Below are 23,781 nucleotides of genomic sequence, written 5' to 3'. Positions count from 1 at the left end.
AGCGGCGAAATGTAGCGGGAATTGCGCGTCAGCCCAGGAGCGAGAGTACGGCCTGGGGCATCTGGTTGGCTTGCACCAGCATGCTCTGCGCCGCCTGCCGGAGGATCTGCTTCGAGGCGAGGGTGGCCGATTCGGCGGCGAAGTCGGCATCGGTGATGCGCGAGCGGCTGGCGCTGGCGTTCTCGGAGATGTTCTGCAGGTTGCTGACCGTGTTGTCCAGGCGGTTCTGGATGGCGCCCATGTACGCACGCTGGCGGTCCACGTAGGCGAGGGCGTCGTCGATGTCCATCACCGCGAGGCCCGGGGTCTTGATCAGGTTGACGTTGTTCAGCGCCATCGCTCCGGTGTTGAAGGAGGCGAGGCCGACGTCGATGGTTTCCCAGGCGTTGGCGCCGACCTGCAGCGAGGTCTGCACGCCTCCACCGGTGGCGTTGGCATCGAACAGCTTGGGCTCTTCCAGCTTGAAGCCCAGGGAGCCGGGCGTACCGGTGCCGCGGTTGGGCAACACGTCCTCGGCGGTGAGCACATCGCCGCCGTCGGCATCGAAGCCGCCGATGGCGCCGGTGTCCTCGTTGGTCAGGTCCATCCCGGCGATGAAGGCCGCGCCATTGGCGGAGAACTGGGTGCCGAAGTCGGCGGCGCTGGCGAAGGCGCCATGGCTGGCGTTGGCCAGGGCGTCGTCGAGGGTGGAGTTGGCGTGGCCGGCCAGGTACTGCATCACGTCCTTGATGCCGTTGCCGCCGGCGGCCTTGATCTGCGCGTGCATGTAGCGCACCGCGGCGTAGGAGGCGGAATAGCCGGCGCTGCTGCCGATGCCGCCGAAGGCGCCGACCACCGCGCCGATGCTGCTGGCGGCGATGTCGCTGCGCAGGCGCTCGTCGGCACCCTGCACCGCCTCCGCCGTGCCTTCCTTGAACCAGCCGGGCAGGGCGTTGAAGTTCATCGCCCGGCCCATCACCGCGTGGGTCATCTCGTGGGCGAGGACGCGGTCGGTGTACTGGCCGGGGTTGTTGCCGCCGTTGGGCAGGCTCGACCCATCGAAGTAGGCCATGTTCACGTCGAGCACCTGGTTGTAGTACTTGCCACCGGCGCCGGGGGAACCTGCGACCGAGGCCAGGGTGGTGCTGGACGGGTCGTTGCTCAGGGTGATCTTCAGCGTGGCGCCGTCGGCCTTGATCCCGTAGGCGTCGAAGACGCGCTGCTCGCCCTCGCTGATCCAGAAGCCCTTGAGCGAATTGAGCACCGCGCGCTCGTCGAGCTTGCCCAGCTGCGAGCCGCTGTCCTGGCTGAAGATCTTGCGGCCACCGAAGGTGGTGGTCTCGTTGACCCGGTTGATCTCCTCCAGGAGCTTCTGCGCCTCCTGGTTCAGTGCGGCGCGGTCGGTCTCGGAGTTGGAGCCGTTCATGGCCTGCAGGCCGAGCGTGCGGATGCGCTGCAGCGCGGACGTCACGCTTTGCAGCGCACCTTCCCCCACCTGCAGCATCGACATGCCGTCATTCGCGTTCCGCGTGGCGACGTTGAGCCCGCGCACCTGGGATGTCAGGGCATTGGAGATCTGCAGGCCGGCGGCGTCGTCCTTGGCGCTGTTGATGCGCTGGCCGGTCGACAGGCGCTGCAAGGTCTTGCCCAGTGCATTGTCCGTGGTGCTCAACTGTCTTCGCGTGAACGAGGAGGCGATGTTGGTATTGACCGTCAGCATCCTGTCTCTCGCTCGCACTACCGGAAATTCCGGTATCGACACTGCATCGGCGGGCGTACTGGCTTCTTGATGCCGCTGCGGTTTCAGCCCGACGAGTGGTCGAAGGCTGCGGCGGGCGTGGCCTGTGGCGATTGTGCGGGCAGCCGCAGCTCGCGCATGTCGGCTCCGCTCGGGTGTTGGAACACGCGCAGGCCGAACTCCGGGAGGATCGCCAGCAGGTGGTCGAAGATGTCCGACTGGATGGCCTCGTAGCGCGCCCAGGCGGTGGTGCTGGTGAAGCAGTAGAGCTCCAGCGGCAGGCCGTCGGCAGTGGGCGCCATCTGCCGCACCAGCAGGGTCATGTCCTGGCGGATGTCGCCGCTGTGGCGCAGGTAGTTCTCCACGTAGGCGCGGAAGGTGCCGATGTTGGTCAACTGGCGGCTGTTGATCGGCAGGCGGCTGGACTCGTCCAGTTGCGCGTTCCAGCTGAGCAGCTCGCTCTCCTTGGCCTTGAGGTAGCCGTCGAGCAGGCGGAAGCGGTGCAGCCGGGCCAGTTCGTCGGCATCGAGGAAGTGCACGCTGTTCTGGTCGAGGAACAGGCTGCGCTTGATGCGCCGGCCGCCGGATTCCTGCATGCCGCGCCAGTTCTTGAACGAGTCGGTGATGAAGCGCTTGGTGGGGATGGTGGTGATGGTCTTGTCCCAGTTCTGCACCTTCACCGTGTGCAGGGCGATGTCGATCACATCACCATCGGCGTTGAGCTGGGGCATCTCCACCCAGTCACCGACGCGGATGATGTCGTTGGAGGTGATCTGCACGCTGGCCACCAGCGATAGCAGGGTGTCCTGGAAGATCAGCATCAGCACCGCGGCCATGGCGCCGAGGCCGGAGAGCAGGATCAGCGGCGAGCGGTCGATCAGGCTGGCCACCATGAGGATGGCGGCGATGGCGAACACGGCGATCTTCAGCACCTGCAGGTAGCCCTTGATCGGCCGCAGGTGGGCGTCGGGGCGGCGCTGGTAGAGGCCGTTGACGATATCCAGCACCGCGCTCAGGGCCAGGGCGAGGGTGAGGATGATGAAGGCGGCGCAGACATTGGTGACCACCGTCACCAGGGACGTCGGCAGGCCCGGGATGACCTTGACCCCGCTGGCCAGCACCAGGGCCGGCACGACGTTGGCCAGGCGCTTGATCATGCCGTGGTCCTGCAGCTTCGCACCGCCGTTCAGACCGGTGGCGACCAGGCGATAGAGGCCGCGCACGAGGATGCGCTTGACCATCCAGTTGGCCAGCCACGCGCCCAGCACCAGCAGGGTGGAGGCGCAGAGGGTGAGGAGTTCGGGGTGGCCGTTCAGCCAGTCCATCCAGGTTGCCAGCTCGTGGGGCATATGCGGCTCCATGTCAGCGGTGTGATCGGGCCGGCCGTTGAGGCGGGCCTCCGGAGCTGGCGGACCTTAGCAAAAATGCGCCGCACGGCCCAGGCGGCGTCTGTAAGGGGAGTTGTATGGCGGCGCCGGGCTCGGGTCGCCCCGTGCCCGTCGTCAGGGCTTGAAGGCCCCGATGAAGATGGCCGGGTCGACGCGTACGTCGTTGAGGCTGACGTTCCAGTGCATGTGCGGCCCTGTGGCCCGGCCGGTGGCACCGACACGCCCGACCACGCCGCCGCGCGGCAGCTGCTGGCCGAGTTTCACGTCCACCTTCGACATGTGGCAGAACATGCTGATCAGCCCCTGGCCGTGGTCGACGAACACCGTCTTGCCGTTGAAGAAGTAGTCGCCGATGAGCACCACCTTGCCTGCCGCCGGGGCCTTGATCGGTGTGCCGGCACCCACGGCGAAGTCCAGGCCCGAATGCGGGTTGCGTTCCTCGCCATTGAAGAAGCGGCGCAGGCCGAAGGGGCTGGAGAGCGGCCCGTTCACCGGCTTGTCGAACAGCAGGTTGCTCGGCGTGCCCGGGGTGAAGCTGCGGTAGGCGCGGGTCTGCTCGGCCAGTTCGCGGTCGATGCGCTTGAGGTCCTCGGGCAGTGGGTTCACCTGGCGGGTGTTCTTCAAGGTGATGCGCTGTTCCTTGTAATGCTTCTTGCCGACGCTGAAGGCCAGGCTGCGGCCATCGTTCACCTTCACCTGCTGGGTGCCGGCCGGGGTGCCGAGCGGGATGCCGACGATGGCGATCCAGTCGCGGCCTTCCTCCTTGACCACCAGCACCGGCTTGTCCTGGAAGCGCGCCGTCGGTGCCTGGGCACCCTGGCCCAGCTGCACCACGGCGACGCCGCCGGGCACCGGTTTGTTCAGCAGGCGGCTGATGAAGCCTTCGGCCTGGACGGGGAGGGTGACGGCGAGGAGCAGGGCGAGCAGCAGGCGCATCTGTCAATCCAGCAGGGAGAGGGTGACCGGGGTGAGGTGGTTGTCTTCGACCCGCACGTCGAGCTCGCCCTCACCCAGCCGGGCCTTGAGGCGCTGGCCGGGGCGGGTCTGGGCGGCGTTGCGGATGGCCTGGCCACGCTCGTCGAGCAGGATGCTGTAGCCCCGGCCGAGGGTCGCCAGCGGGCTGACCACATTGAGCGTCTGCACCTGGCTCTGCAGCTGCAGGCGGCGTTCCTTGAGGCCTTCCTGCATCGCACGGGGCAGGCGCGCGGCGAGGCTATCCAGGCGCTGGCGCAACAGGCTCAGGGCGCGGCCGGGGTGTTGCGCGGCCAGGCGCGTCTCCAGGCGCGCGAAGCGTTCCCTACGGGTGCTCAGCTGGCGGTCGAGGGCGCGCTGCAGGCGCATTTCCAGGTCGTCGAGGCGCTGGGCCTGCTGGCGCAGGCGCTCGCCCGGGTGGCGCAGGCGACGGGCCAGGCCATCGACGCGCAGGTGGTGATGGGCGATCTGTTGCTGCATGCGCAGCACCAGGCGTCGCTGCAGGCTCTCCAGGCGCTGGCGCAGGTTGCTGGAGTCCGGGGCCAGGAGTTCGGCGGCAGCGGAGGGCGTGGGCGCGCGGACGTCGGCGACGAAGTCGGCGATGGAGACGTCCGTCTCGTGACCCACGGCGCTGACGATGGGGGTACGGCAGGCCGCCACGGCGCGGGCCACGGCTTCCTCGTTGAAGCACCAGAGGTCTTCCAGCGAGCCGCCGCCACGGGCGAGGATCAGCGCGTCGAAGCCCTGGGCATCGGCCCGCTCGATGGCGCGGACGATCTGCGCGGTGGCCTCGCGGCCCTGCACGGCGGTGGGCACCAGGGTCAGTTCCACCTGTGGGGCGCGGCGGCGGAACACGCTGACGATGTCGCGGATCACCGCGCCCGTGGGCGAGCTGACGATGCCGATGCGTTGCGGGTGGACGGGCAGCGGGCGCTTGGACCCGGCGTCGAACAGGCCCTCGGCGGCGAGCTTTTCCTTCAGTGCCTCGAAGGCCAGGCGCAGGGCGCCGTCGCCGGCGGGCTCCACGGTGTCGGCGATCAACTGGTAGTCGCCACGGCCCTCGAACAGCGAGACCTTGCCGCGCACCTTCACCGCCAGGCCGTCACGCAGTGCCTGGCGCACCTTGGCGGCGTTCTGCCGGAACAGCGCGCAGCGCACCTGGGCCTGGCTGTCCTTGAGGGTGAAGTAGAGGTGGCCGGAAGCGGGCTTGGCCAGGTTGGAGATCTCGCCTTCCACCCAGACCTGGGGGAACACGTCCTCCAGCAGGTGGCGGGCACGCTGGTTGAGCTGGCTGACGGTCAGCACCTCGCGGTCGAGGCCGAGCCGTTGGAAGGGGTCTTTGAACATGGGCGGCATGATACGGGCGGCGAAGGCCCGCGCTCAATGCGCGCGGTTCAGTCTTCCACCCGCACCACGCGCACGGGGTAGCCGAGGCGATCGGCGAAGGCGGCGAGGAAGGCGCGATCGAAGCCGGCCTCGGTGCAGCCATTGAAGATGAACGCCAGGTTGGAGAAGCCACAGGGCTGGAGGAAGAGGAAGCCGTTGATGTCGTCCTCGAAGCCACATTCGGGGCAGGTGAAGTTGTCGGTCTCGCCCGGCCACCAGTTCTCCAGGCTTTCGAACAGCGGCTCGCCGATCTCGCGGCGGCAGTCCGGGCAGCCGGCCTCGCCGAGAAAACCGCGCGCAGGGGTATAGATGCAGCGCTTGTCGACGATCTCCAGGCCGGTGCGTGGCTGGCCCAGGGGCACGTGCCCGGGGTGTTCGGCGACCTTGCGGGCCCCCGGCGCGAGGGCGTGGACCATGCGGTTGCCGCCGCGAGCGAAGGCACTGGGCAGGGCTTCGACCACGTCCTGGCGGACCAGCCAGCGCAGCATGCGGCCTGCCTGGGCGTGATGGCCGGGCACGCTGGAGATCTGCGGGACGAGGATCAGCTGACGGGTTTCCACGGGGTGCTCCGATGGATCGGGGGCCGCGCAGCTTAACCGTCGGCCTGCCGCCGTCAACCTCGAGGCGACGGATCGGCTTCGCCCAGTTGCAGGCGGAAGTGTTCCACCAGGCCCAGGCTCAGGGGGCTATCGCCATGGCGCCAGGCCAGGGCCACCTCGCTGTCGCAATCGGCCTCGGCCAGGGCCAGGAAGCGCACCCCGGCCGGGGCGATGGCGCGCATCGAGGCCGGTACCAGGGCGACGCCGATACCGGCTTCGATCAGCTGCAGCTGGCTGGTCTTGCGCGATACGGCGCGGGCCGCGCGGGGGAAGAAGCCCTGGCGCAGGCACAGCTCGGCGGCGCGGTAGCTCAGGCCGCCGCGCTGCATGTGCGGCACCGAGACGAAGGGTTCGTCCGCCAGGCGGGCGAGGGCGACCGGGCGTCCCTCGGCGGCCAGCGGATGGTCGGCGGCGACGGCGATCAGCAGGGCTTCGCGGTACAGCGGCTGCAGGGCGAGGCCGGGGTACTGGCGCAGCACCGGCAGGCGCAGCAGGCAGACATCCAGGCGGCCTTCCTGCAGGTCGGCCAGCTGTTGCTCGGAGGATTGCTGGACGATTTCCAGGTTCACCCCCGGGTGCAGGTCCAGGTAGCTGCGCAGGGGCGCCTGCAGCGGTGCGGCCAGGGGGACCGAGCTGGAATGGCTGAGGCGCAGGGTGCCGTGCTGGCCCTGGCCGACCTGGCGGGCCAGGTTGCCGGCGGCTTCCAGGTCCTGCAGCAGCCGTTGCGCCAATGGGTGGAAGGCGCGCCCTGCCGGTGTCAGCTCGACCTGGCGGGGGCCGCGCTCCAGCAAGGGGGTGGCCAGGTGGGTCTCCAGCTCGCGCATCTGCCGGCTAAGGGCCGACTGGGCGATGAACAGGCGTTCTGCGGCACGGCTGAAGCTGCCGCTCTCGACGATCGCGATGAAGGTGCGCAGTTGTCGTAATGAGATCACGGAGGCTCCTACCATGCTTTTTGGAGATGGGATGAGGGCGTGGATTGTATTGGTCCCGTGCCCGCTGCGCTCGCTAGATTGGAGGCCTTCCCCTGCCGAGCGCCGTTCCATGAGTTTCGCAAGCCTGTTCGCCCTCCTGCCGTTCTCGCCGACCGACTGGTTGTTGATCGCCGGCGCCATCGCCCTGGCCTACGTGGTGTTCGGTATCGCCGGCTTCGGCACGGCGCTGGTGGCCGGGCCGCTGCTGGTGGGCAGCCTGCCCATGGCGCGGATCATCCCGCTGCTGGTGCTGCTGGATTTCGTCGCCTCCGCCGGTAGCTGGCTGTCTGCCCGGCGCGCGGTGGCCGGCACCGAGCTGCGCCGGTTGCTGCCCTGCATGGCGCTGGGCTGCGCCATCGGTGCCTACGGGCTGGTGAACCTGGATGCCGAACTGCTGATGCTGCTGTTCGGCCTGTTCGTCTGCGCCTATGCCATCTGGTCGCTGTTCCTGCAGCCGGTGCGGCAGGCTCCGATGAAGCCCTTCTGGGTGGTGCCTTTCGGCGTCTTCGGCGGCACCTTCGGGGCGCTGTTCGGCAGTGGCGGCTTCCTTTATGCGCTCTACCTGAGCGGCCGCCTGCAGGCCAAGGAGCAGATCCGGGCCACCCAGAGCGCGTTGATCGGCTGCAGCACCCTGGTGCGCCTGGGGTTGTTCGTCATCGCGGGGCTCTACGCCGACCGGCAGATCCTGCTGCTCGCCCTGTGCCTGTTGCCGGCCATGGCGCTGGGACTATGGACAGGGCGGCGCCTGACCCTGCGTCTCTCCCGCGAGGCCTTCGTGCGCCTGGTCACCTGGTTGGTGCTGTGCAGCGGCATGGCGCTGGTGTGGCGTTACCTGGCGGCATGAGCGCCGCCGGCTCCCGTTGCGTGGGGCCGGCTCGCGGCAGAACCAGGCCCTGCAAAAAAAGTACCCGGGCAGCGCTCGACGGTGCTACAGCCGCATTGAGCGCGCCATCACAGCTGAGATATAATGCCGCGCTTCCAATTTTCCCGCCTGGGAGCCCCGCCATGCTGCGCATCAGCCAAGAAGCCCTCACCTTCGACGACGTACTCCTGATCCCGGGGTATTCCGAGGTCCTGCCGAAGGACGTCAGCCTCAAGACCCGCCTGACGCGCGGCATCGAACTGAACATCCCCCTGCTGTCCGCTGCGATGGACACCGTGACCGAAGCCCGCCTGGCCATCGCCATGGCGCAGGAAGGCGGCATCGGCATCATCCACAAGAACATGACCATCGAGCAGCAGGCCGCCGAGGTCCGCAAGGTGAAGAAGTTCGAGGCCGGCGTGGTCAAGGACCCGATCACCATCGAGGCCGACGCCACCGTGCGCGACCTGTTCGAGCTGACCCGCCAGCACAACATCTCCGGCGTGCCGGTGCTGTCCAACGGTGACCTGGTGGGCATCGTCACCTCCCGCGACGTGCGCTTCGAGAACCGCCTGGACGCCCGCGTCCGCGAGGTGATGACGCCGAAGGAGCGCCTCGTCACCGTCAAGGAGGGCGCCGACAAGAACACCGTCCGCGAGCTGCTGCACAAGCACCGCATCGAGAAGGTCCTGATCGTCGACGACGCCTTCAGCCTGAAGGGCATGATGACCGTCAAGGACATCGAGAAAGCCAAGGCCTACCCGCTGGCCAGCAAGGACGACCAGGGTCGCCTGCGCGTCGGCGCTGCCGTCGGTACCGGCGCCGATACCGGTGACCGCGTCACCGCGCTGGTCAACGCCGGCGTCGACGTGATCATCGTCGACACCGCCCACGGCCACTCCAAGGGCGTGATCGACCGCGTCCGCTGGGTCAAGCAGACCTTCCCCGAAGTCCAGGTGATCGGCGGCAACATCGCCACCGGCGAAGCCGCCAAGGCCCTGGCCGAAGCGGGCGCCGATGCGGTCAAGGTCGGCATCGGCCCGGGCTCCATCTGCACCACCCGCATCGTCGCCGGCGTCGGCGTGCCGCAGATCTCCGCGGTCGCCAACGTCGCCGCCGCCCTGGCCGGCACCGGCGTCCCGCTGATCGCCGACGGCGGCATCCGCTTCTCCGGCGACCTGTCCAAGGCCATCGTTGCCGGCGCCTCGGCCGTGATGATCGGCTCCATGCTGGCCGGTACCGAAGAGGCACCGGGCGAGGTCGAGCTGTTCCAGGGCCGTTCCTACAAGGCCTACCGCGGCATGGGTTCGCTGGGTGCGATGGCCCAGGCCCAGGGCTCTTCCGATCGCTACTTCCAGGACTCCTCGGCCGGTGCCGAGAAGCTCGTCCCGGAAGGCATCGAAGGCCGCGTGCCCTACAAGGGCGCCATGTCCGCGATCGTCCACCAGCTGATGGGCGGCCTGCGCGCCTCCATGGGCTACACCGGCTGCGCCACTATCGAGGAGATGCGCACCAAGCCGGAGTTCGTGCGCATCACCGGTGCCGGCATGGCCGAGTCCCATGTGCATGACGTGCAGATCACCAAAGAGGCGCCCAACTACCGCGTAGGTTAAGGGGCCGCGTAACAGGTGCTGGAAGCTGGAAGCTGGAGGACGGAAGCATGACTTTCGCCCTGCACTTCCAGCTTCTGGCTTTCAGCTTCAAGCTCTTTCCGAAGGAAAGCTCATGGCTAATCAAGATATCCACGCCCACCGCATCCTGATCCTCGACTTCGGCTCCCAGTACACCCAGCTGATCGCCCGCCGCGTGCGCGAGATCGGCGTGTATTGCGAGATCCACCCGTTCGACATGGAAAACGATGCCATCCGCGCCTTCGCGCCGAAGGGCATCATCCTCGCCGGCGGCCCGGAGTCGGTGCACGAGGCCAACAGCCCGCGCGCGCCGCAGGCGGTGTTCGATCTCAACGTCCCGCTGTTCGGCATCTGCTACGGCATGCAGACCATGGCCGAGCAGCTCGGCGGCAAGGTCCAGGGTTCCGACCTGCGTGAATTCGGCTACGCCCGTGTCGACGTGGTCGGCAAGGCCCGCCTGCTCGACGGCATCGAAGATCACGTCGACGCTGACGGCGTGCTCGGCCTCGACGTGTGGATGAGCCACGGCGACAAGGTCACCGCCATGCCCGAGGGTTTCCACATCCTCGCCAGCACCCCGAGCTGCCCGATCGCCGCCATGGCCGATGACAGCCGCGCCTACTACGGCGTGCAGTTCCACCCGGAAGTGACCCACACCAAGCAGGGCGGTCGCATCCTCTCCCGCTTCGTGCTGGAGATCTGCGGCTGCGAAGCCCTGTGGACCCCCTCCAACATCGTCAACGACGCCATCGCCACCGTGCGCGCCCAGGTGGGCAGCAACAAGGTGCTGCTGGGCCTGTCCGGCGGTGTCGACTCCTCCGTGGTCGCGGCCCTGCTGCACAAGGCCATCGGCGACCAGCTGACCTGCGTCTTCGTCGACAATGGCCTGCTGCGCCTGCACGAGGGTGACCAGGTGATGGCCATGTTCGCCGAGAACATGGGCGTCAAGGTGATCCGCGCCAACGCCGAGGAACTGTTCCTGGGCCGCCTGGCCGGTGTCTCCGACCCGGAAGAGAAGCGCAAGATCATCGGTCGCACCTTCATCCAGGTGTTCGACGAGGAAGCCACCAAGCTCAAGGACGTGAAGTTCCTCGCCCAGGGCACCATCTATCCCGACGTGATCGAGTCGGCTGGCGCCAAGACCGGCAAGGCCCACGTGATCAAGTCCCACCACAACGTCGGCGGCCTGCCGGAAGACATGCAGTTCGAGCTGGTCGAGCCGCTGCGCGAGCTGTTCAAGGACGAGGTGCGCAAGATCGGCCTCGAACTGGGCCTGCCCTACGACATGGTCTACCGCCACCCGTTCCCGGGCCCGGGCCTGGGCGTGCGCATCCTCGGCGAGGTGAAGAAGGAGTACGCCGACCTGCTGCGCCGCGCAGACCACATCTTCATCGAGGAGCTGCGTGCCTTCGACTGGTACCACAAGACCAGCCAGGCCTTCGTGGTGTTCCAGCCGGTGAAATCGGTCGGCGTGGTCGGTGACGGCCGTCGCTACGCCTGGGTCGTCGCCCTGCGTGCCGTGGAAACCATCGACTTCATGACCGCGCGCTGGGCGCACCTGCCCTACGAGCTGCTGGAGAAGGTCTCCAACCGCATCATCAACGAGATCGAAGGCATCTCCCGCGTCACCTACGACGTGTCGAGCAAGCCACCGGCGACCATCGAGTGGGAATGACGGCGCGCGCCTGAAGGCAAGCGTCGGAGGCGCGGACCGCATGCGGTCCGCGCCTTTTTCATATCTGCCCCGGCTTCCTCTCATCTGCCGCAGCAACCTGTCGCAGCCTTTTCTTGAGAATGAAGCGCAGTTGGTCCGTATAATCGTTTCCGATTATTGCTGAGTTGATAGGAGTGGCTTATGTCGGCACGTCTCGTAACTGCGTTGGCCCGCGCCTGCTGCGCGGGTGTTCTGTCCCTCGGCCTGCTGCTGCCCATGGTGGCCCGGGCCGACGACGCAGTGACCCTGACTCTGTACAACGGGCAGCACGAAGCGACCGGCAAGGCCGTCGCCGAGGCCTTCACCAAAGCCACCGGCATCCAGGTGCGCATCCGCAAGGGCGGTGGTGGCCAGTTGGCCAACCAGATCGCCGAGGAAGGCGAGCGCTCGCCCGCCGACATCATCTACACCGAAGAGGCGCCGCCGCTGATCAAGCTGGCGGGCCAGGGCCTGCTGGCCAAGGTGGACGACAGCGCCCTGAAGCAGGTCGAGCCGCAGTTCGCCGACCCCGCCGGCAACTGGATCGGCGTCACCTCGCGCGTGCGCGTGCTGGCCTACAACCCCGAGGAGCTGGGCGACCAGCCCCTGCCGCAGAGCGTGCTCGAGGTGGCCGACCCTGAGTGGAGCGGCAAGATCGCCTTCGTGCCCAGCAGCGGTGAGTTCCTCGGCCAGGTGGCCGCGATCATCAAGCTCCAGGGCCGCGAGAAGGCCGAGGAGTGGTTGACCGGCCTCAAGGCCTTCGGCTCCACCTACACCAACAACGTGATCGCCATGAAGGCGGTGGAGAACGGCGAAGTCGCCGCCGCACTGATCAACAGCTACTACTGGATGGCCCTGAAGAAGGAGAAGGGCGAGCTCAAGAGCAAGCTGCACTACTTCGCCGACGGCGATGCCGGTGGCCTGGCCAGCGTGTCCGGCGTGGCGGTGGTGAAGGCCAGCAAGCACCCGAAGGAGGCCCAGCAGTTCGTCGCCTTCATGCTCAGCGAAGAGGGCCAGAAGGCCATCCTCAGCCAGTCCGCCGAGTACCCGGTGAACCAGAAGGTGCCGGCCGACCCGCTGCTCAAGCCCTATGACCAGCTGCGCCCGCCCAAGCTCACCGCCGCCGACATCGGCCTGGCCGAGGACGCCCTGGAACTGGAGCGCGAGGTCGGGCTGAACTGATGCAATCCGAAGTCCTGGACCCGGCCCTGGCGGCCTCCACGTCGAAACCCTTCGGCCGCCGTCGCCGCACCCCGCCCATCTGGCTGCAGGTGCCGGTCCTGGCTTTGCTGCTGGTCGCCGCGCTGCCCCTGTTCTACGTCGCCGTGCGCAGCTGGGAATCCGGCTGGCACACCGCCTGGCAGCTGCTGTGGCGCCCCTTCGTGTTCCACCTGCTGGCCAACACCATGAAGCTGATGGTGCTGGTGACCGCCGGTTGCGTGCTGCTCGGCCTGGCCCTGGCCTGGTTGGTGGAACGCAGCGACCTGCGCTGGCGTCGCCAGTGGAACGTGCTGCTGTGCCTGCCGTTCGCGATCCCGGCCTTCGTCGCCGGCTTCTCGTGGATTTCCATCAGCCCGGTGTTCGAAGGCCTCGGCGGCACGGCGCTGGTGATGATCCTGTCCAAGTACCCGTTGATCTACCTGCCGGTGGTGGCGACCCTGCGCAACCTCGACCCGGCGCTGGAGGAGTCCGCGCGCATGCTCGGCTACACCCGGCGCCAGGTGTTCTGGCGGGTCACCCTGCCGCTGTTGCGCCCGACCCTGATGGGCACCGGGCTGCTGGTGGCGCTGCACATGCTGGTGGAGTTCGGCGCGCCGTCGATCATGCGCTACCAGACCTTCACCACGGCCATCTACCAGCAGTTCGAGCTGGAATTCAGCAACGCCAACGCGGCGATGCTCTCGGCGCTGCTGCTGGCCCTGTGCATGCTGATGATGGGCATGGAGCTGCGCCTGCGCGGGCGCGGTTTCGCCCGTACCGGGCAAGGCGTGGCGCGGCGTACCGCGCCGGTGCGCCTGGGCCTGTGGGACTGGCCGATCCAGGCGCTGCTGGTGGCGCTGGTGGTGGTCGGCTCGGGCACGCCGCTGGCCATGCTCGGCTTCTGGATCCACGAGGGCAGCTCGGCCGCTTTCCCGCTGATGGATATCCTGCGCACCCTGGGTTCGTCGCTCTACCTGTCCTTCGGCGGCGCGCTGATCAGTTGCCTGCTGGCATTGCCGGTGGGGCTGGTGGTGGTGCGCTACCACGGGCGTCTCGCGCGCCTGGCCGAGCGCCTGCCTTTCCTGCTGCACGCGTTGCCGGGGCTGGTGATCGCGCTGTCCCTGGTGTTCTTCGCCCTGGGTTATGCGCCGGCGCTGTACCAGACCACGCTGCTGCTGCTGGTGGCCTATGCCCTGCTGTTCATGCCCATGGCCCAGTCGCCGATCCGCGTGGCGCTGGAGAAAGCCTCGCCGCAGCTGGAGGAGGCCGCGCGCACCCTCGGGCAGACGCCGCTCAGGGCCTTCTTCCGGGTGACCCTGCCGATCATCTTCCCGGCCATCGGTGCCGGTTTCGTGCTGGTGTTCCTCGACTGCATGAAGGAGCTGACGGCCACCCTGATCCTCGGCCCCACCGGCCTGGACACCCTGGCCACCGCCGTGTGGTCGCACACCGCCAACCTGGAGTACGCCGCCGCCGCGCCCTATGCCGCGCTGATCGTGCTGGTTTCCGGGCTGCCGGTGTACCTGCTGACCACCCGCGCCTACCTGGGGCGCAACCGCTAGGCGGCTGTGGCATCTGGCCACGGCCCGGCGCTGCCCTGATGCAAGGGGGCTGTGCCAGAATGTGCCACCCGTGAGCCGGCCCATGCAGGCCGGCCCTTCCTGTCGCCGCAGAGCGACAACGCACCGCCTGATGGCCCCGCGAAGCATTACTCACAGGAGCCTGGATTCCGTGTCATTCACCCGCAGACAGATTCTCGGCGGCCTGGTCGGCCTCGGCGTGGTCGGCCTCGGCGCCGGCGGCACCCGCTACTGGCTGGGCCGCAACCTCGATGCCAAGACCCACGACTACGAGCTGATCGCCGCGCCGCTGGACCTCGAACTGGTGTCCGGCCACGTCACCCCGGCCTGGGCCTACGGCGGCCAGGCGCCGGGCGTGGAGCTGCGTTCACGCCAGGGCGACTGGCTGAGCGTGCGCTTCATCAACAAGCTCGACGAGCCCACCACCATCCACTGGCACGGCATCCGCCTGCCCCTGGAGATGGACGGCGTGCCCTATGTCTCGCAGCTGCCGGTGCTGCCGGGCGAATACTTCGACTACCGCTTCCGCACCGATGACGCCGGCAGCTTCTGGTACCACCCGCACCTGTCCAGCGCCGAGCAGCTGGGGCGCGGCCTGGTCGGCCCGTTGATCGTCGAGGAGCGCGAGCCCAGCGGCTTCCGTCACGAGCGCGTGCTCAGCCTGAAGACCTGGCACGTGGACGAGGAGGGCGCCTTCACCCAGTTCAGCGTGCCCCGCGAGGCAGCTCGCGAAGGCACCCGTGGGCGCCTGACCACCATCAACGGCACGCCGGCACCGACCCTGGAGCTGCCCGCCGGGCAGGTGGTGCGCCTGCGCGTGCTGAACCTCGACAGCACCATCACCTACCGGCTGAACATGCCGGGCGCGGAGGTGCGCATCTATTCCCTGGACGGCCACCCCATCGCACCGCGCGAGCTGGGCAAGGAGTACTGGCTCGGCCCGGGCATGCGCATCGAGCTGGCGCTCAAGGTGCCCGCCGCCGGCCAGGAACTGCCGCTGCGCAACGGGCCGCTGCGCCTGGCGACGCTCAAGAGCGTGGCGAGCCAGGAGCCGGCCGGCGACTGGCCGCCCGCGCTGCCGGCCAACCCGGTGCCGGAGCCGGACCTGGAGAAGGCCGAGACCCTCAGCTTCAAGTTCGAATGGGCGGCGACCCTGACCAGCGCCGCCGGTCGGCCGAGCAACTACTGGCAGATCAACGGCAAGGCCTGGGACATCCAGGACAAGACCTGCGCCGATCGCCCCATCGCCACGTTGAAGAAGGGCGGCCACTACATCTTCGAGCTGCGCAACATGGCCCAGTACCTGCACCCGATCCACCTGCACGGCATGGCTTTCAAGGTGATCGGCTCGGACCGCAAGGACATCGTCCCCTACTTCACCGACACCTACCTGCTGGGCAAGAACGAGACCGCGCGCATCGCCCTGGTGGCCGATAACCCCGGCGTGTGGATGTTCCACTGCCACGTCATCGACCACATGGAGACCGGCCTGATGGCCGCGATCGAGGTGGCCTGAGATGCGCCAGCCGATGATCGTCGACCGCAGCCGTGACGAGGACTTCATGCGCGAGGCCCTGGCGCTCGCCGCAGAGGGCGCGGCCCTGGGCGAGGTGCCGGTCGGCGCGGTGCTGGTGCAGGACGGCCGGGTGATCGGGCGCGGCTTCAACTGCCCGATCTCACGGCACGACCCCAGTGCCCACGCCGAGATGGTCGCCATCCGCGATGCGGCGCTGGCGCTGGAAAACTATCGGCTGGTGGGCAGTACGCTGTACGTGACCCTGGAGCCCTGCAGCATGTGCGCCGGGCTCATCGTCCATTCGCGGGTAGCGCGCGTGGTCTATGGCGCCACCGAGCCCAAGGCGGGCGTGGCGATCAGCCGGGGCCAGTTCTTCACCCAGGACTTCCTCAACCACCGGGTGCTGGTGGAGGGCGGGGTGCTGGCGGGGGAGTGCGGCGCGATCCTCAGCGAGTTCTTCAGGGCGCGGCGTTCGCTGAAGGGCTGAAGGACGCGTCGTGCGCGGTCAGAGCGGCGGGGTGTCTTCGCTGGGTTTGCGCTTGTCGATGCCGGGGACGTGCAGGTTGCTCTCGGCCACCTGCGAGCCTTCCATCTGCGGCTGGGTCACCCAGGTGAGGATGTCGTAGTAGCGGCGGATGTTCTGCACGAAGTGCACGGTCTCGCCGCCACGGGCATAGCCGTAGCGGGTCTTGCGGTACCACTGTTTCTGCGACAGGCGCGGCAGCATCTGCTTCACGTCCAGCCACTTGTTCGGGTTCAGGCCCTCGGCCTCGGCCAGCTTGCGCGCGTCCCCCAGGTGGGCGATGCCGATGTTGTAGGCGGCCAGGGCGAACCAGGTGCGGTCCGGCTCCACCAGCTCATCGGCCAGCCCCTGCTTGATCATGCCGAAGTACTTGCTGCCGCCGACGATGCTCTGCTTGGGGTCCAGGCGGTTGGCCACGCCCATGGCCTTGGCGGTGTCCTGGGTCAGCATCATCAGGCCGCGCACGCCGGTCTTGGAGGTGGCGGTCGGTTGCCAGAGGGATTCCTGGTAGCCGATGGCGGCCAGCAGGCGCCAGTCCACCTGGTTGTCCTGGGAGGCCTGGCGGAAGTGCTGCTCGTACTTGGGTAGGCGCTGCTGCAGGTGCTTGGCGAAGGTGTAGGCGCCGACGTAGCCGAGCACGTCGACATGGCCGTAGTAGCGATCCTTGAGGCGCTGCAGGGTGCCGTTTTCCTTGGCCTTGTCGAGGAAGCCGTTGACCTCGTCGAGCAGGCTGTCGTCCTCGCCGGGCGCGACGGCCCAGGCCAGGTTGCTGGCATCGCCCAGGTCGAAGGCGACGCGCACGTTGGGGAAGTACACCTGGTTCATCGCCAGCTCGTTGGAGTCCACCAGGGTCAGGTCGATCTGCCCTTCGTCGACCATGCGCAGCAGGTCGACGATCTCCACTTCGTCGGATTCCTCGTACTTCAGCTCCGGGTACTGCACCTTGAGCGCGGCCAGTTGCTCGGCATGGCTGCTGCCCTTGAGCACCAGGATGCGCTGGCCGACGAGGTCTTCCGGGCGGGTGGGGCGGCGCTCGCCATTGCGGTAGATGACCTGCGGCGTGACTTCCAGGTACGGGTGGGAGAAGCGCGACTCGTGCTGGCGCGCATCGCTGGCCACGAGGCCGGCGGCGGCGAGCACCGGGCCATTGGCCTGGCCGAGGCGGGCGAAGAGGTCGTCGAGGTTGTCGGCCGTCTCGATCTGCAGCTCGACGCCCAGGTCGTCGGCGAAGCGTTTCACCAGTTCGTACTCGAAGCCGGTTTCGCCGTTGCGGTCCTGGAAATAGGTGGCCGGGCTGTTGCGGGTGACCACGCGTAGCACACCCTCCTCCTGAATGCGCTCGAGGGTGGACGGCTGTTTGCAGCCTCCGAGCAGCAGGAGGATTCCGGTCGCCAATAGCCAGAAGGCACGACGCTTGCGGAACACGGGTGGGGTGAACATCGGCGCAGTATACGCAAACCCCGATCCTTGCCATATCTCGACAGTGGAAATCTTCTCTGCTAGCTGCAGGCCCCGGGGGTGGGCGTTTGCGGCCGGTGCGCGCTCGCCCTGCCGCTCCTCGGAAGGCCGCTTCGAGCGGTACGGCACGGGTGCCGGAACCAGGCGCTTTGCGCTAGAATGCACGGCCTCTAAGCACACCCCTTCCCAGAGGCTGTCCAGAAGATGTTGATCCTGCGCGGTGCCCCCGCCCTTTCCGCCTTTCGCCACGGCAAACTGCTCGAGCAACTGACCCAGAAGGTTCCCGCCGTCACCGGTCTTTACGCCGAGTTCGCCCACTTTGCCGAAGTCACCGGCGTTCTTACCGCCGACGAGGAAAAGGTCCTGGCGCGCCTGCTCAAGTACGGGCCCAGCGTCCCGGTGCAGGAGCCGTCCGGCCGCCTGTTCCTGGTGCTGCCGCGCTTGGGCACCATCTCGCCCTGGTCGAGCAAGGCCACCGACATCGCCCGCAACTGCGGCCTGGCCAAGATCGAGCGCATCGAGCGCGGCATCGCCTACTACGTCGCCGGCCAGTTCTCCGACGCCGAGGCGCAACTGATCGCCAGCGCGCTGCATGACCGCATGACCCAACTGGTGCTGGGCGCCCTGGAAGAGGCCTCGGGCCTGTTCAGCCACGCGCAGCCCAAGGCGCTGACCGTGGTCGACATCCTCGGCGGCGGCCGCGATGCCCTGGCCCGCGCCAACGTCGAGCTGGGCCTGGCCCTGGCCGACGACGAGATCGACTACCTGGTGAAGAGCTTCAACGAGATGGGGCGCAACCCCCATGACGTCGAGCTGATGATGTTCGCCCAGGCCAACTCCGAGCACTGCCGCCACAAGATCTTCAACGCCAGCTGGGACATCGACGGCCAGGCGCAGGAGAAGAGCCTGTTCGGCATGATCAAGAACACCTACGAGATGAACCGCGAAGGCGTGCTGTCCGCCTACAAGGACAACGCGTCGGTCATCGAGGGCTTCACTGCCGGGCGCTTCTTCCCCAACCCGGAAACCCGCCAGTACGGCGCGACCGAGGAGCCGGTGCACATCCTGATGAAGGTGGAGACCCACAACCACCCGACCGCCATCGCTCCCTTCCCCGGTGCTTCCACCGGCTCCGGCGGCGAGATCCGCGACGAAGGGGCCACCGGCCGTGGTGCCAAGCCCAAGGCGGGCCTGACCGGCTTCACCGTCTCCAACCTGCAGATCCCCGGTTTCGAGCAGCCCTGGGAGAAGCCCTATGGCAAGCCCGAGCGCATCGTCACCGCGCTGGACATCATGATCGAGGGCCCGCTGGGCGGCGCCGCGTTCAACAACGAGTTCGGCCGTCCCGCGCTGAACGGCTACTTCCGTACCTTCGAGCAGGCCATCGACACCCCCCACGGTGAAGAAGTGCGCGGCTACCACAAGCCGATCATGCTCGCCGGCGGCATGGGCAACATCCGCGCCGAGCACGTGCAGAAAGGCGAGATCTCGGTCGGCGCCAAGCTGATCGTCCTCGGTGGCCCGGCCATGCTCATCGGCCTGGGCGGTGGTGCCGCTTCCTCCATGGCCACCGGTGCCAGTTCCGCCGACCTGGACTTCGCCTCCGTGCAGCGCGACAACCCGGAAATGGAGCGCCGTTGCCAGGAAGTGATCGACCGCTGCTGGCAGCTGGGTGCCGAGAACCCCATCAAGTTCATCCATGACGTGGGTGCCGGCGGCATTTCCAACGCCCTGCCGGAACTGATCAACGACGGTGGCCGCGGCGGCCGTTTCGAACTGCGCGCCGTGCCCAACGACGAGCCGGGCATGAGCCCGCTGGAAATCTGGTGCAACGAGTCCCAGGAACGCTACGTGATGTCGGTGGACGCCGCCGACTTCGAGCGCTTCAAGGCCATCTGCGAACGCGAGCGCTGCCCCTTCGCGGTGGTCGGCGAGGCCATCGAGGAGCCGCACCTGACCGTCGCCGACAGCCACTTCGGCAACAAGCCGGTGGACATGCCGCTCAACGTCCTGCTGGGCAAGCCGCCGCGCATGCACCGCAGCGTGACCCGCGAAGCCGAGCAGGGCGATGACTTCGACGCCGCCCGTGTCGACATCGCCGACGCGGTCAGCCGTGTGCTGCACCACCCGGCCGTGGCCAGCAAGAGCTTCCTGATCACCATCGGCGACCGCACCATCACCGGCCTCGTGGCTCGCGACCAGATGGTCGGCCCGTGGCAGGTGCCGGTGGCCGACTGCGCCGTCACCGCCACCAGCTTCGACGTCTACACCGGCGAGGCGATGGCCATGGGCGAGCGCACCCCGCTGGCCCTGCTGGACGCCCCGGCCTCGGGCCGCATGGCGGTCGGCGAGACCATCACCAACCTGGCGGCGGCACGCATCGAGAAGATTTCCGACATCCGCCTGTCCGCCAACTGGATGGCCGCCGCTGGCCACCCGGGCGAGGACGCGCGCCTGTACGACACGGTCAAGGCCGTGGGCATGGAGCTGTGCCCGGCGCTGGGCATCACCATCCCGGTGGGCAAGGACTCCATGTCCATGAAGACCCGCTGGCAGGACGAGGGCGTGGACAAGTCCGTGACCTCGCCCCTGTCCCTGGTGATCTCCGGCTTCGCCCCGGTGCAGGACGTACGCCGCACCCTCAACCCGCAACTGCGCCTGGACAAGGGCGAGACCGACCTGATCCTGGTCGACCTCGGCCGTGGCCAGAACCGCATGGGTGGCTCGATCCTCGCCCAGACCTACGCCAAGCTCGGCCAGGCCGTGCCGGACGTCGACGATGCCGAAGACCTCAAGGCCTTCTTCGCCGTGATCCAGGGCCTGAACCAGGATGGCCTGCTGCTGGCCTACCACGACCGTTCCGACGGCGGCCTGCTGACCACCGTGCTGGAAATGGCCTTCGCCGGTCATTGCGGCCTCGACCTGCAACTCGATGCCCTGGCCGATTCCGCCGACGAACTGGCGGCCGTGCTGTTCAACGAAGAGCTGGGTGCGGTCATCCAGGTCCAGCAGGGCGCCACCGCGGAAGTGCTGGCCCAGTTCAGCGCCGCCGGCCTGGGCGACTGCGTGGCCGTCATCGGCCAGCCGGTCAATGGTGCCGACGTCGCCATCGCCTTCAACGGCGAGCCGGTGTTCGCCGGTGAGCGCCGCATGCTGCAGCGCCAGTGGACCGAGACCAGCTACCAGATCCAGCGCCTGCGCGACAACGCCGCCTGTGCCGACCAGGAGTTCGACGTCCTGCTGGACGAAGACAACCCCGGCCTGTCGGTGAAGCTCAGCTTCGATGTCAACCAGGACATCGCCGCTCCCTATATAAAGAAGGGCGCGCGTCCCAAGGTCGCCGTGCTGCGTGAGCAGGGCGTCAACGGCCAGGTCGAGATGGCGGCCGCCTTCGACCGTGCCGGCTTCGCCGCCATCGATGTGCACATGAGCGACATCCTCGCCGGCCGCGTCAGCCTGGAAGAGTTCAAGGGCCTGGTGGCCTGCGGCGGCTTCTCCTACGGCGACGTGCTCGGTGCCGGTGAGGGCTGGGCCAAGTCGGTGCTGTTCAACGCCCGTGCCCGTGACGGCTTCCAGGCCTTCTTCGAGCGCAAGGACAGCTTCGCCCTCGGCGTGTGCAACGGTTGCCAGATGATGTCCAACCTGCACGAGCTGATCCCGGGCAGCGAGTTCTGGCCGCACTTCGTGCGCAACCGCTCCGAGCAGTTCGAGGCCCGCGTGGCCATGGTCCAGGTGCAGGAGTCGGCGTCGATCTTCCTGCGCGGCATGGCCGGCTCGCGCATGCCCATCGCCATCGCCCACGGCGAAGGCCATGCCGAGTTCGAGAGCGAGGAAGCCCTGCTGGAAGCCGACCTGTCCGGTTGCGTGGCCATGCGCTTCGTCGACAACCACGGCAAGGTCACCGAGAGCTATCCGGCCAACCCGAACGGCTCGCCCCGTGGCATCACCGGCCTCACCAGCCGCGATGGTCGCGTGACCATCATGATGCCGCACCCGGAGCGCGTGTTCCGTGCCGTGCAGAACTCCTGGCGCCCTGACGAGTGGCAGGAAGACGGCGGCTGGCTGCGCATGTTCCGCAATGCCCGCGTCTGGGTCGACTGACGACGCCGGCGAGCGCCCGCTTCCGGATACGGGGGAGGGCGCTTCGCTACCGGAGGTGCGCCGGGTCGAACCCGGCGCCACCCTCCTGCTTTGCCGCTGCGGGCACTCGCCCCGGCTTCCCGATTGCCCAGGCGACTGCCGGCAGGGCCTCTCGCTTCACATCGAACGCCAGCAACTGCTCATCCTCTGCCGCTGCGGCCTGTCGCAACGCTTGCCGTATTGCGACGGCAGCCACGCCCGCGCCGCGCCTTCGCTGAAGGACAAGTGGCGTCGGTTCTGGCAGGGCGGCTGACCGCAAGCCTGGCTCGTCCCGGCTCCATCGCGCTCCGCTCGGGGCGCTCAGGCCGGCCCCGCTTATGGCCAACTGCTCTATGGCGGCGCTGAACACTTCGACCGGTAGCCAGTCGAATGCCGGTATCGTGACGCTGGTCGCGACAAAGTATTGGCGAAGTGCCATCTTCCGATGGCATCATCTGGCCACTAGCGTCCAGCCTGTAATTGCCTGTGGAGTGATTGATGTACAAGCTGTGCTTCTACGTTCCGGAGTCCCATCTCGAGCCGGTCAAGAAAGCGGTCTTCGCGGCGGGTGGTGGCCGAATCGGTGCCTATGACAGTTGCTGCTGGCAGAGCCTGGGCCAGGGCCAGTTCCGTCCCCTGGCCGAAGCCGACCCCTTCATCGGCGAGGTGGGCCGGGTGGAGCATGTGTCCGAGTGGAAGGTGGAGATGGTCGTCGCCGACGAGCTGATCCACGATGCCGTGCGCGCCCTCAAGCAGGCGCATCCCTACGAGACGCCGGCCTATGAGGTCTGGCGCCTGTCCGACCTGGTGTTCTGAGTCGCCCACCCTCGCGGCGTGCGGGGCTGTTCCCCGCCATCCTCCCACGCGGGGAACCACTTGTCTAGTCCTGAAATAGGTTTACACCTTTCAGGCCAGGCTCCAGACCTCAAAACGTCCGATGTACCGCATCGGGTGTTTTGTATTTCAGAGCCAGGTGAGGCCGCTCCCGGTTATAGATATCGACGGCTTCGCGCACCATGCGGCGCGCCTGTCCGAGGTCGGTGGGAGGGTGCTCCAGCAACTCGTTCTTCAGGATGCCGTTGACGCGCTCAGCCAGCGCATTCTGGTAACAGTCGTAACCATCGGTCATCGAGCAGGTTGCCCCGTGCTGCGCGTGCAGGCGCTGGTACAGCTCCGAGCAGTACTGGATGCCTCGGTCGGAGTGATGCACCAGGGGATTCCGCGTCGTGCGGTACCGCAGCGCCTGGCTGTAGGCTCGGGCCACCGACTCGGCATGCAGGCTGTCGTGGACGTGATGGCCGACGATCTTGCGCGAATAGGCATCGGTGACCAGGCTCAGGTACAGCGGACCGCTCTGGCTCGGCAAATAGGTGATGTCCGCCACCCATACCTGTTCCGGGGCGTAGGGCAACACCTGCTGTGGCCCTGGCTTGAGCAGATTCGGATGACGATAGAACCGGTGAAAGCTGTGGGTGGTCTTGTGATACGCCCGCTTGGGTTTGACCAGCAGGCGATGCTCCGCCAGCACCCTAAACAGGCGATCCCGGCCCACATGGAACGCGATCCTGGCCTGATCCTGCAGCAAAAAATGCAACTTGCGCGTTCCCAGACGGGGCTGCCGCATCCGTACCTCACGCACGACCTGGGCAATCAGCGAATCTTGCTCGGAACGCCGGTCCGCCGAGCGGTTGCGCTGGTAATAGGCTTGGCGACTCAAGCCCATGAACTGGCAAGCCCTGCTAACGCTCAGCGCCGGGACTTGCCTTTGCGTGAGGACTTGCCGGGACGCTTTTTTACAACGGATACGCCGTAGTCGTTCTTCAGTACAGTCACGACCGCCTCGAAGAACTGGGCCTTCTGGCTCATGACTTCCAGCTGCTGCTCCAGCTCCTTGATGCGCTGCTCCGGCGTCAGTGGCAGGTTGGGTTCGGACATCGGCTTGCTCCTGGCGGATCGAATGGAAGCTCCCTGACTCCAGTCCTGCCGGCCATGCTTGCGTAACCACACCAGCACCGTCGATCGGCCCTGGATGCCGTAGCGAGCCTGAGCCTCCTTGTAGCTCATTTCGCCTTTTTCGACCTGATCGACCACTGCCAGTTTAAAAGCCTGCGTGTAATCACGCTGACTGCGACGGATACCTTCTGCCATCGGGGTTCTCCTGAAATA

The 23,781-nt window shown here is 67.5% G+C and carries 18 protein-coding genes; 10 read left to right on the top strand and 8 right to left on the bottom strand.

Translation table 11 applies throughout. The features are described 5' to 3' along the window. Positions 1–28: 28 nt before the first annotated feature. The 6 genes from PHLH3_RS24390 to PHLH3_RS24365 form a co-directional block, all read right to left on the bottom strand. Complete coding sequence (locus tag PHLH3_RS24390; RefSeq protein ID WP_213626117.1) at positions 29–1,699, bottom strand: flagellinolysin; 1,671 nt, start codon at positions 1,697–1,699, stop codon at positions 29–31. A gap of 83 nt (positions 1,700–1,782) precedes the next feature. Continuing rightward, entirely contained in the window at positions 1,783–3,066 is a 1,284-nt protein-coding gene (locus PHLH3_RS24385; protein ID WP_213626116.1) for a mechanosensitive ion channel family protein, read from the bottom strand. Positions 3,067–3,219: 153 nt separating this feature from the next. Continuing rightward, positions 3,220–4,041, bottom strand: a complete 822-nt coding sequence (locus tag PHLH3_RS24380) for a peptidoglycan DD-metalloendopeptidase family protein (protein WP_213626115.1) — start codon at positions 4,039–4,041, stop codon at positions 3,220–3,222. Positions 4,042–4,044: 3 nt separating this feature from the next. After that, positions 4,045–5,424, bottom strand: coding sequence for an exodeoxyribonuclease VII large subunit (xseA, locus tag PHLH3_RS24375; protein ID WP_213626114.1), 1,380 nt, complete (start codon positions 5,422–5,424; stop codon positions 4,045–4,047). Positions 5,425–5,471: 47 nt separating this feature from the next. Then, positions 5,472–6,023, bottom strand: coding sequence for a sugar ABC transporter ATPase (locus tag PHLH3_RS24370; protein ID WP_213626113.1), 552 nt, complete (start codon positions 6,021–6,023; stop codon positions 5,472–5,474). Between the two features lie 53 nt (positions 6,024–6,076). Then, complete coding sequence (locus PHLH3_RS24365; RefSeq protein WP_213626112.1) at positions 6,077–6,994, bottom strand: LysR family transcriptional regulator; 918 nt, start codon at positions 6,992–6,994, stop codon at positions 6,077–6,079. Between the two features lie 109 nt (positions 6,995–7,103). Between PHLH3_RS24365 and PHLH3_RS24360 the strand changes: the two genes are divergently transcribed. From PHLH3_RS24360 to tadA, 7 genes are all read left to right on the top strand, one after another. Then, positions 7,104–7,877 (top strand): sulfite exporter TauE/SafE family protein, encoded by a 774-nt coding sequence (locus tag PHLH3_RS24360; RefSeq protein WP_213626111.1) that lies wholly within the window; start codon positions 7,104–7,106, stop codon positions 7,875–7,877. A 161-nt stretch (positions 7,878–8,038) separates the two neighbouring features. After that, complete coding sequence (guaB, locus tag PHLH3_RS24355) at positions 8,039–9,508, top strand: IMP dehydrogenase (protein ID WP_111263549.1); 1,470 nt, start codon at positions 8,039–8,041, stop codon at positions 9,506–9,508. Between the two features lie 112 nt (positions 9,509–9,620). After that, a complete protein-coding gene (gene guaA / locus PHLH3_RS24350; RefSeq protein ID WP_213626110.1) occupies positions 9,621–11,201 on the top strand; it encodes a glutamine-hydrolyzing GMP synthase in 1,581 nt (526 codons plus the stop codon). A 180-nt stretch (positions 11,202–11,381) separates the two neighbouring features. Continuing rightward, the gene (locus PHLH3_RS24345) at positions 11,382–12,401 is read left to right on the top strand and encodes an extracellular solute-binding protein (protein WP_213626109.1); all 1,020 of its coding nucleotides are present in this window, start codon (positions 11,382–11,384) and stop codon (positions 12,399–12,401) included. After that, on the top strand, positions 12,401–13,981 hold the full coding sequence (locus PHLH3_RS24340; protein ID WP_173172928.1) for an iron ABC transporter permease: 1,581 nt from the start codon (positions 12,401–12,403) through the stop codon (positions 13,979–13,981). The genes PHLH3_RS24345 and PHLH3_RS24340 overlap by 1 nt, the downstream gene beginning before the upstream one ends. Positions 13,982–14,150: 169 nt before the next feature. Next, on the top strand, positions 14,151–15,515 hold the full coding sequence (locus tag PHLH3_RS24335; protein ID WP_213626108.1) for a multicopper oxidase family protein: 1,365 nt from the start codon (positions 14,151–14,153) through the stop codon (positions 15,513–15,515). A gap of 1 nt (position 15,516) precedes the next feature. Beyond that, positions 15,517–16,002, top strand: coding sequence for a tRNA adenosine(34) deaminase TadA (gene tadA / locus PHLH3_RS24330; protein ID WP_213626107.1), 486 nt, complete (start codon positions 15,517–15,519; stop codon positions 16,000–16,002). Between the two features lie 18 nt (positions 16,003–16,020). Here tadA and mltF read toward each other — a convergent pair whose 3' ends face one another. Beyond that, positions 16,021–17,478 (bottom strand): membrane-bound lytic murein transglycosylase MltF, encoded by a 1,458-nt coding sequence (gene mltF / locus PHLH3_RS24325; protein ID WP_213626106.1) that lies wholly within the window; start codon positions 17,476–17,478, stop codon positions 16,021–16,023. A gap of 222 nt (positions 17,479–17,700) precedes the next feature. On the opposite strand from mltF, the gene purL reads away from it, so the two are divergent. The 3 genes from purL to PHLH3_RS24310 all read left to right on the top strand — a co-directional run bounded on the left by purL (position 17,701) and on the right by PHLH3_RS24310 (position 22,431). Beyond that, on the top strand, positions 17,701–21,597 hold the full coding sequence (gene purL / locus PHLH3_RS24320) for a phosphoribosylformylglycinamidine synthase (protein ID WP_213626105.1): 3,897 nt from the start codon (positions 17,701–17,703) through the stop codon (positions 21,595–21,597). Beyond that, complete coding sequence (locus tag PHLH3_RS24315) at positions 21,575–21,889, top strand: CDGSH iron-sulfur domain-containing protein (protein WP_213626104.1); 315 nt, start codon at positions 21,575–21,577, stop codon at positions 21,887–21,889. Before purL ends, PHLH3_RS24315 begins: the two co-directional genes overlap by 23 nt. Positions 21,890–22,113: 224 nt before the next feature. Further along, positions 22,114–22,431: a YqfO family protein gene (locus PHLH3_RS24310; protein WP_111263558.1), complete on the top strand. Its 318-nt coding sequence runs from the start codon at positions 22,114–22,116 to the stop codon at positions 22,429–22,431. 109 nt (positions 22,432–22,540) lie between these two features. Here the strand turns inward: PHLH3_RS24310 and PHLH3_RS24305 are convergent. Continuing rightward, a protein-coding gene (locus PHLH3_RS24305) for an IS3 family transposase (protein ID WP_213626103.1) occupies positions 22,541–23,763 on the bottom strand; the annotation gives its coding sequence in 2 pieces (ribosomal slippage) (positions 22,541–23,400 and positions 23,400–23,763; 1,224 coding nt in all). Positions 23,764–23,781 lie beyond the last annotated feature (18 nt).

The organism is Pseudomonas sp. Pc102 (genome assembly GCF_018408275.1).
GTDB lineage: Bacteria > Pseudomonadota > Gammaproteobacteria > Pseudomonadales > Pseudomonadaceae > Metapseudomonas > Metapseudomonas tohonis.
Note: the sequence above shows the minus strand (reverse complement) of the source record. Positions and strands in the feature narration are given on the sequence as shown.

What these genes read in the sequence shown, in the direction of transcription:
- tadA (WP_213626107.1), top strand. Translation starts at nt 15,517, where the DNA reads ATGCGCCAGCCGATGATCGTCGACCGCAGCCGTGACGAGGACTTCATG.
- guaB (WP_111263549.1), top strand. Translation starts at nt 8,039, where the DNA reads ATGCTGCGCATCAGCCAAGAAGCCCTCACCTTCGACGACGTACTCCTG.
- xseA (WP_213626114.1), bottom strand. Translation starts at nt 5,424, where the DNA reads ATGTTCAAAGACCCCTTCCAACGGCTCGGCCTCGACCGCGAGGTGCTG.
- PHLH3_RS24310 (WP_111263558.1), top strand. Translation starts at nt 22,114, where the DNA reads ATGTACAAGCTGTGCTTCTACGTTCCGGAGTCCCATCTCGAGCCGGTC.
- PHLH3_RS24360 (WP_213626111.1), top strand. Translation starts at nt 7,104, where the DNA reads ATGAGTTTCGCAAGCCTGTTCGCCCTCCTGCCGTTCTCGCCGACCGAC.
- purL (WP_213626105.1), top strand. Translation starts at nt 17,701, where the DNA reads ATGTTGATCCTGCGCGGTGCCCCCGCCCTTTCCGCCTTTCGCCACGGC.
- PHLH3_RS24315 (WP_213626104.1), top strand. Translation starts at nt 21,575, where the DNA reads ATGCCCGCGTCTGGGTCGACTGACGACGCCGGCGAGCGCCCGCTTCCG.
- PHLH3_RS24340 (WP_173172928.1), top strand. Translation starts at nt 12,401, where the DNA reads ATGCAATCCGAAGTCCTGGACCCGGCCCTGGCGGCCTCCACGTCGAAA.
- PHLH3_RS24345 (WP_213626109.1), top strand. Translation starts at nt 11,382, where the DNA reads ATGTCGGCACGTCTCGTAACTGCGTTGGCCCGCGCCTGCTGCGCGGGT.
- mltF (WP_213626106.1), bottom strand. Translation starts at nt 17,478, where the DNA reads ATGTTCACCCCACCCGTGTTCCGCAAGCGTCGTGCCTTCTGGCTATTG.
- PHLH3_RS24380 (WP_213626115.1), bottom strand. Translation starts at nt 4,041, where the DNA reads ATGCGCCTGCTGCTCGCCCTGCTCCTCGCCGTCACCCTCCCCGTCCAG.
- PHLH3_RS24390 (WP_213626117.1), bottom strand. Translation starts at nt 1,699, where the DNA reads ATGCTGACGGTCAATACCAACATCGCCTCCTCGTTCACGCGAAGACAG.
- PHLH3_RS24385 (WP_213626116.1), bottom strand. Translation starts at nt 3,066, where the DNA reads ATGCCCCACGAGCTGGCAACCTGGATGGACTGGCTGAACGGCCACCCC.
- guaA (WP_213626110.1), top strand. Translation starts at nt 9,621, where the DNA reads ATGGCTAATCAAGATATCCACGCCCACCGCATCCTGATCCTCGACTTC.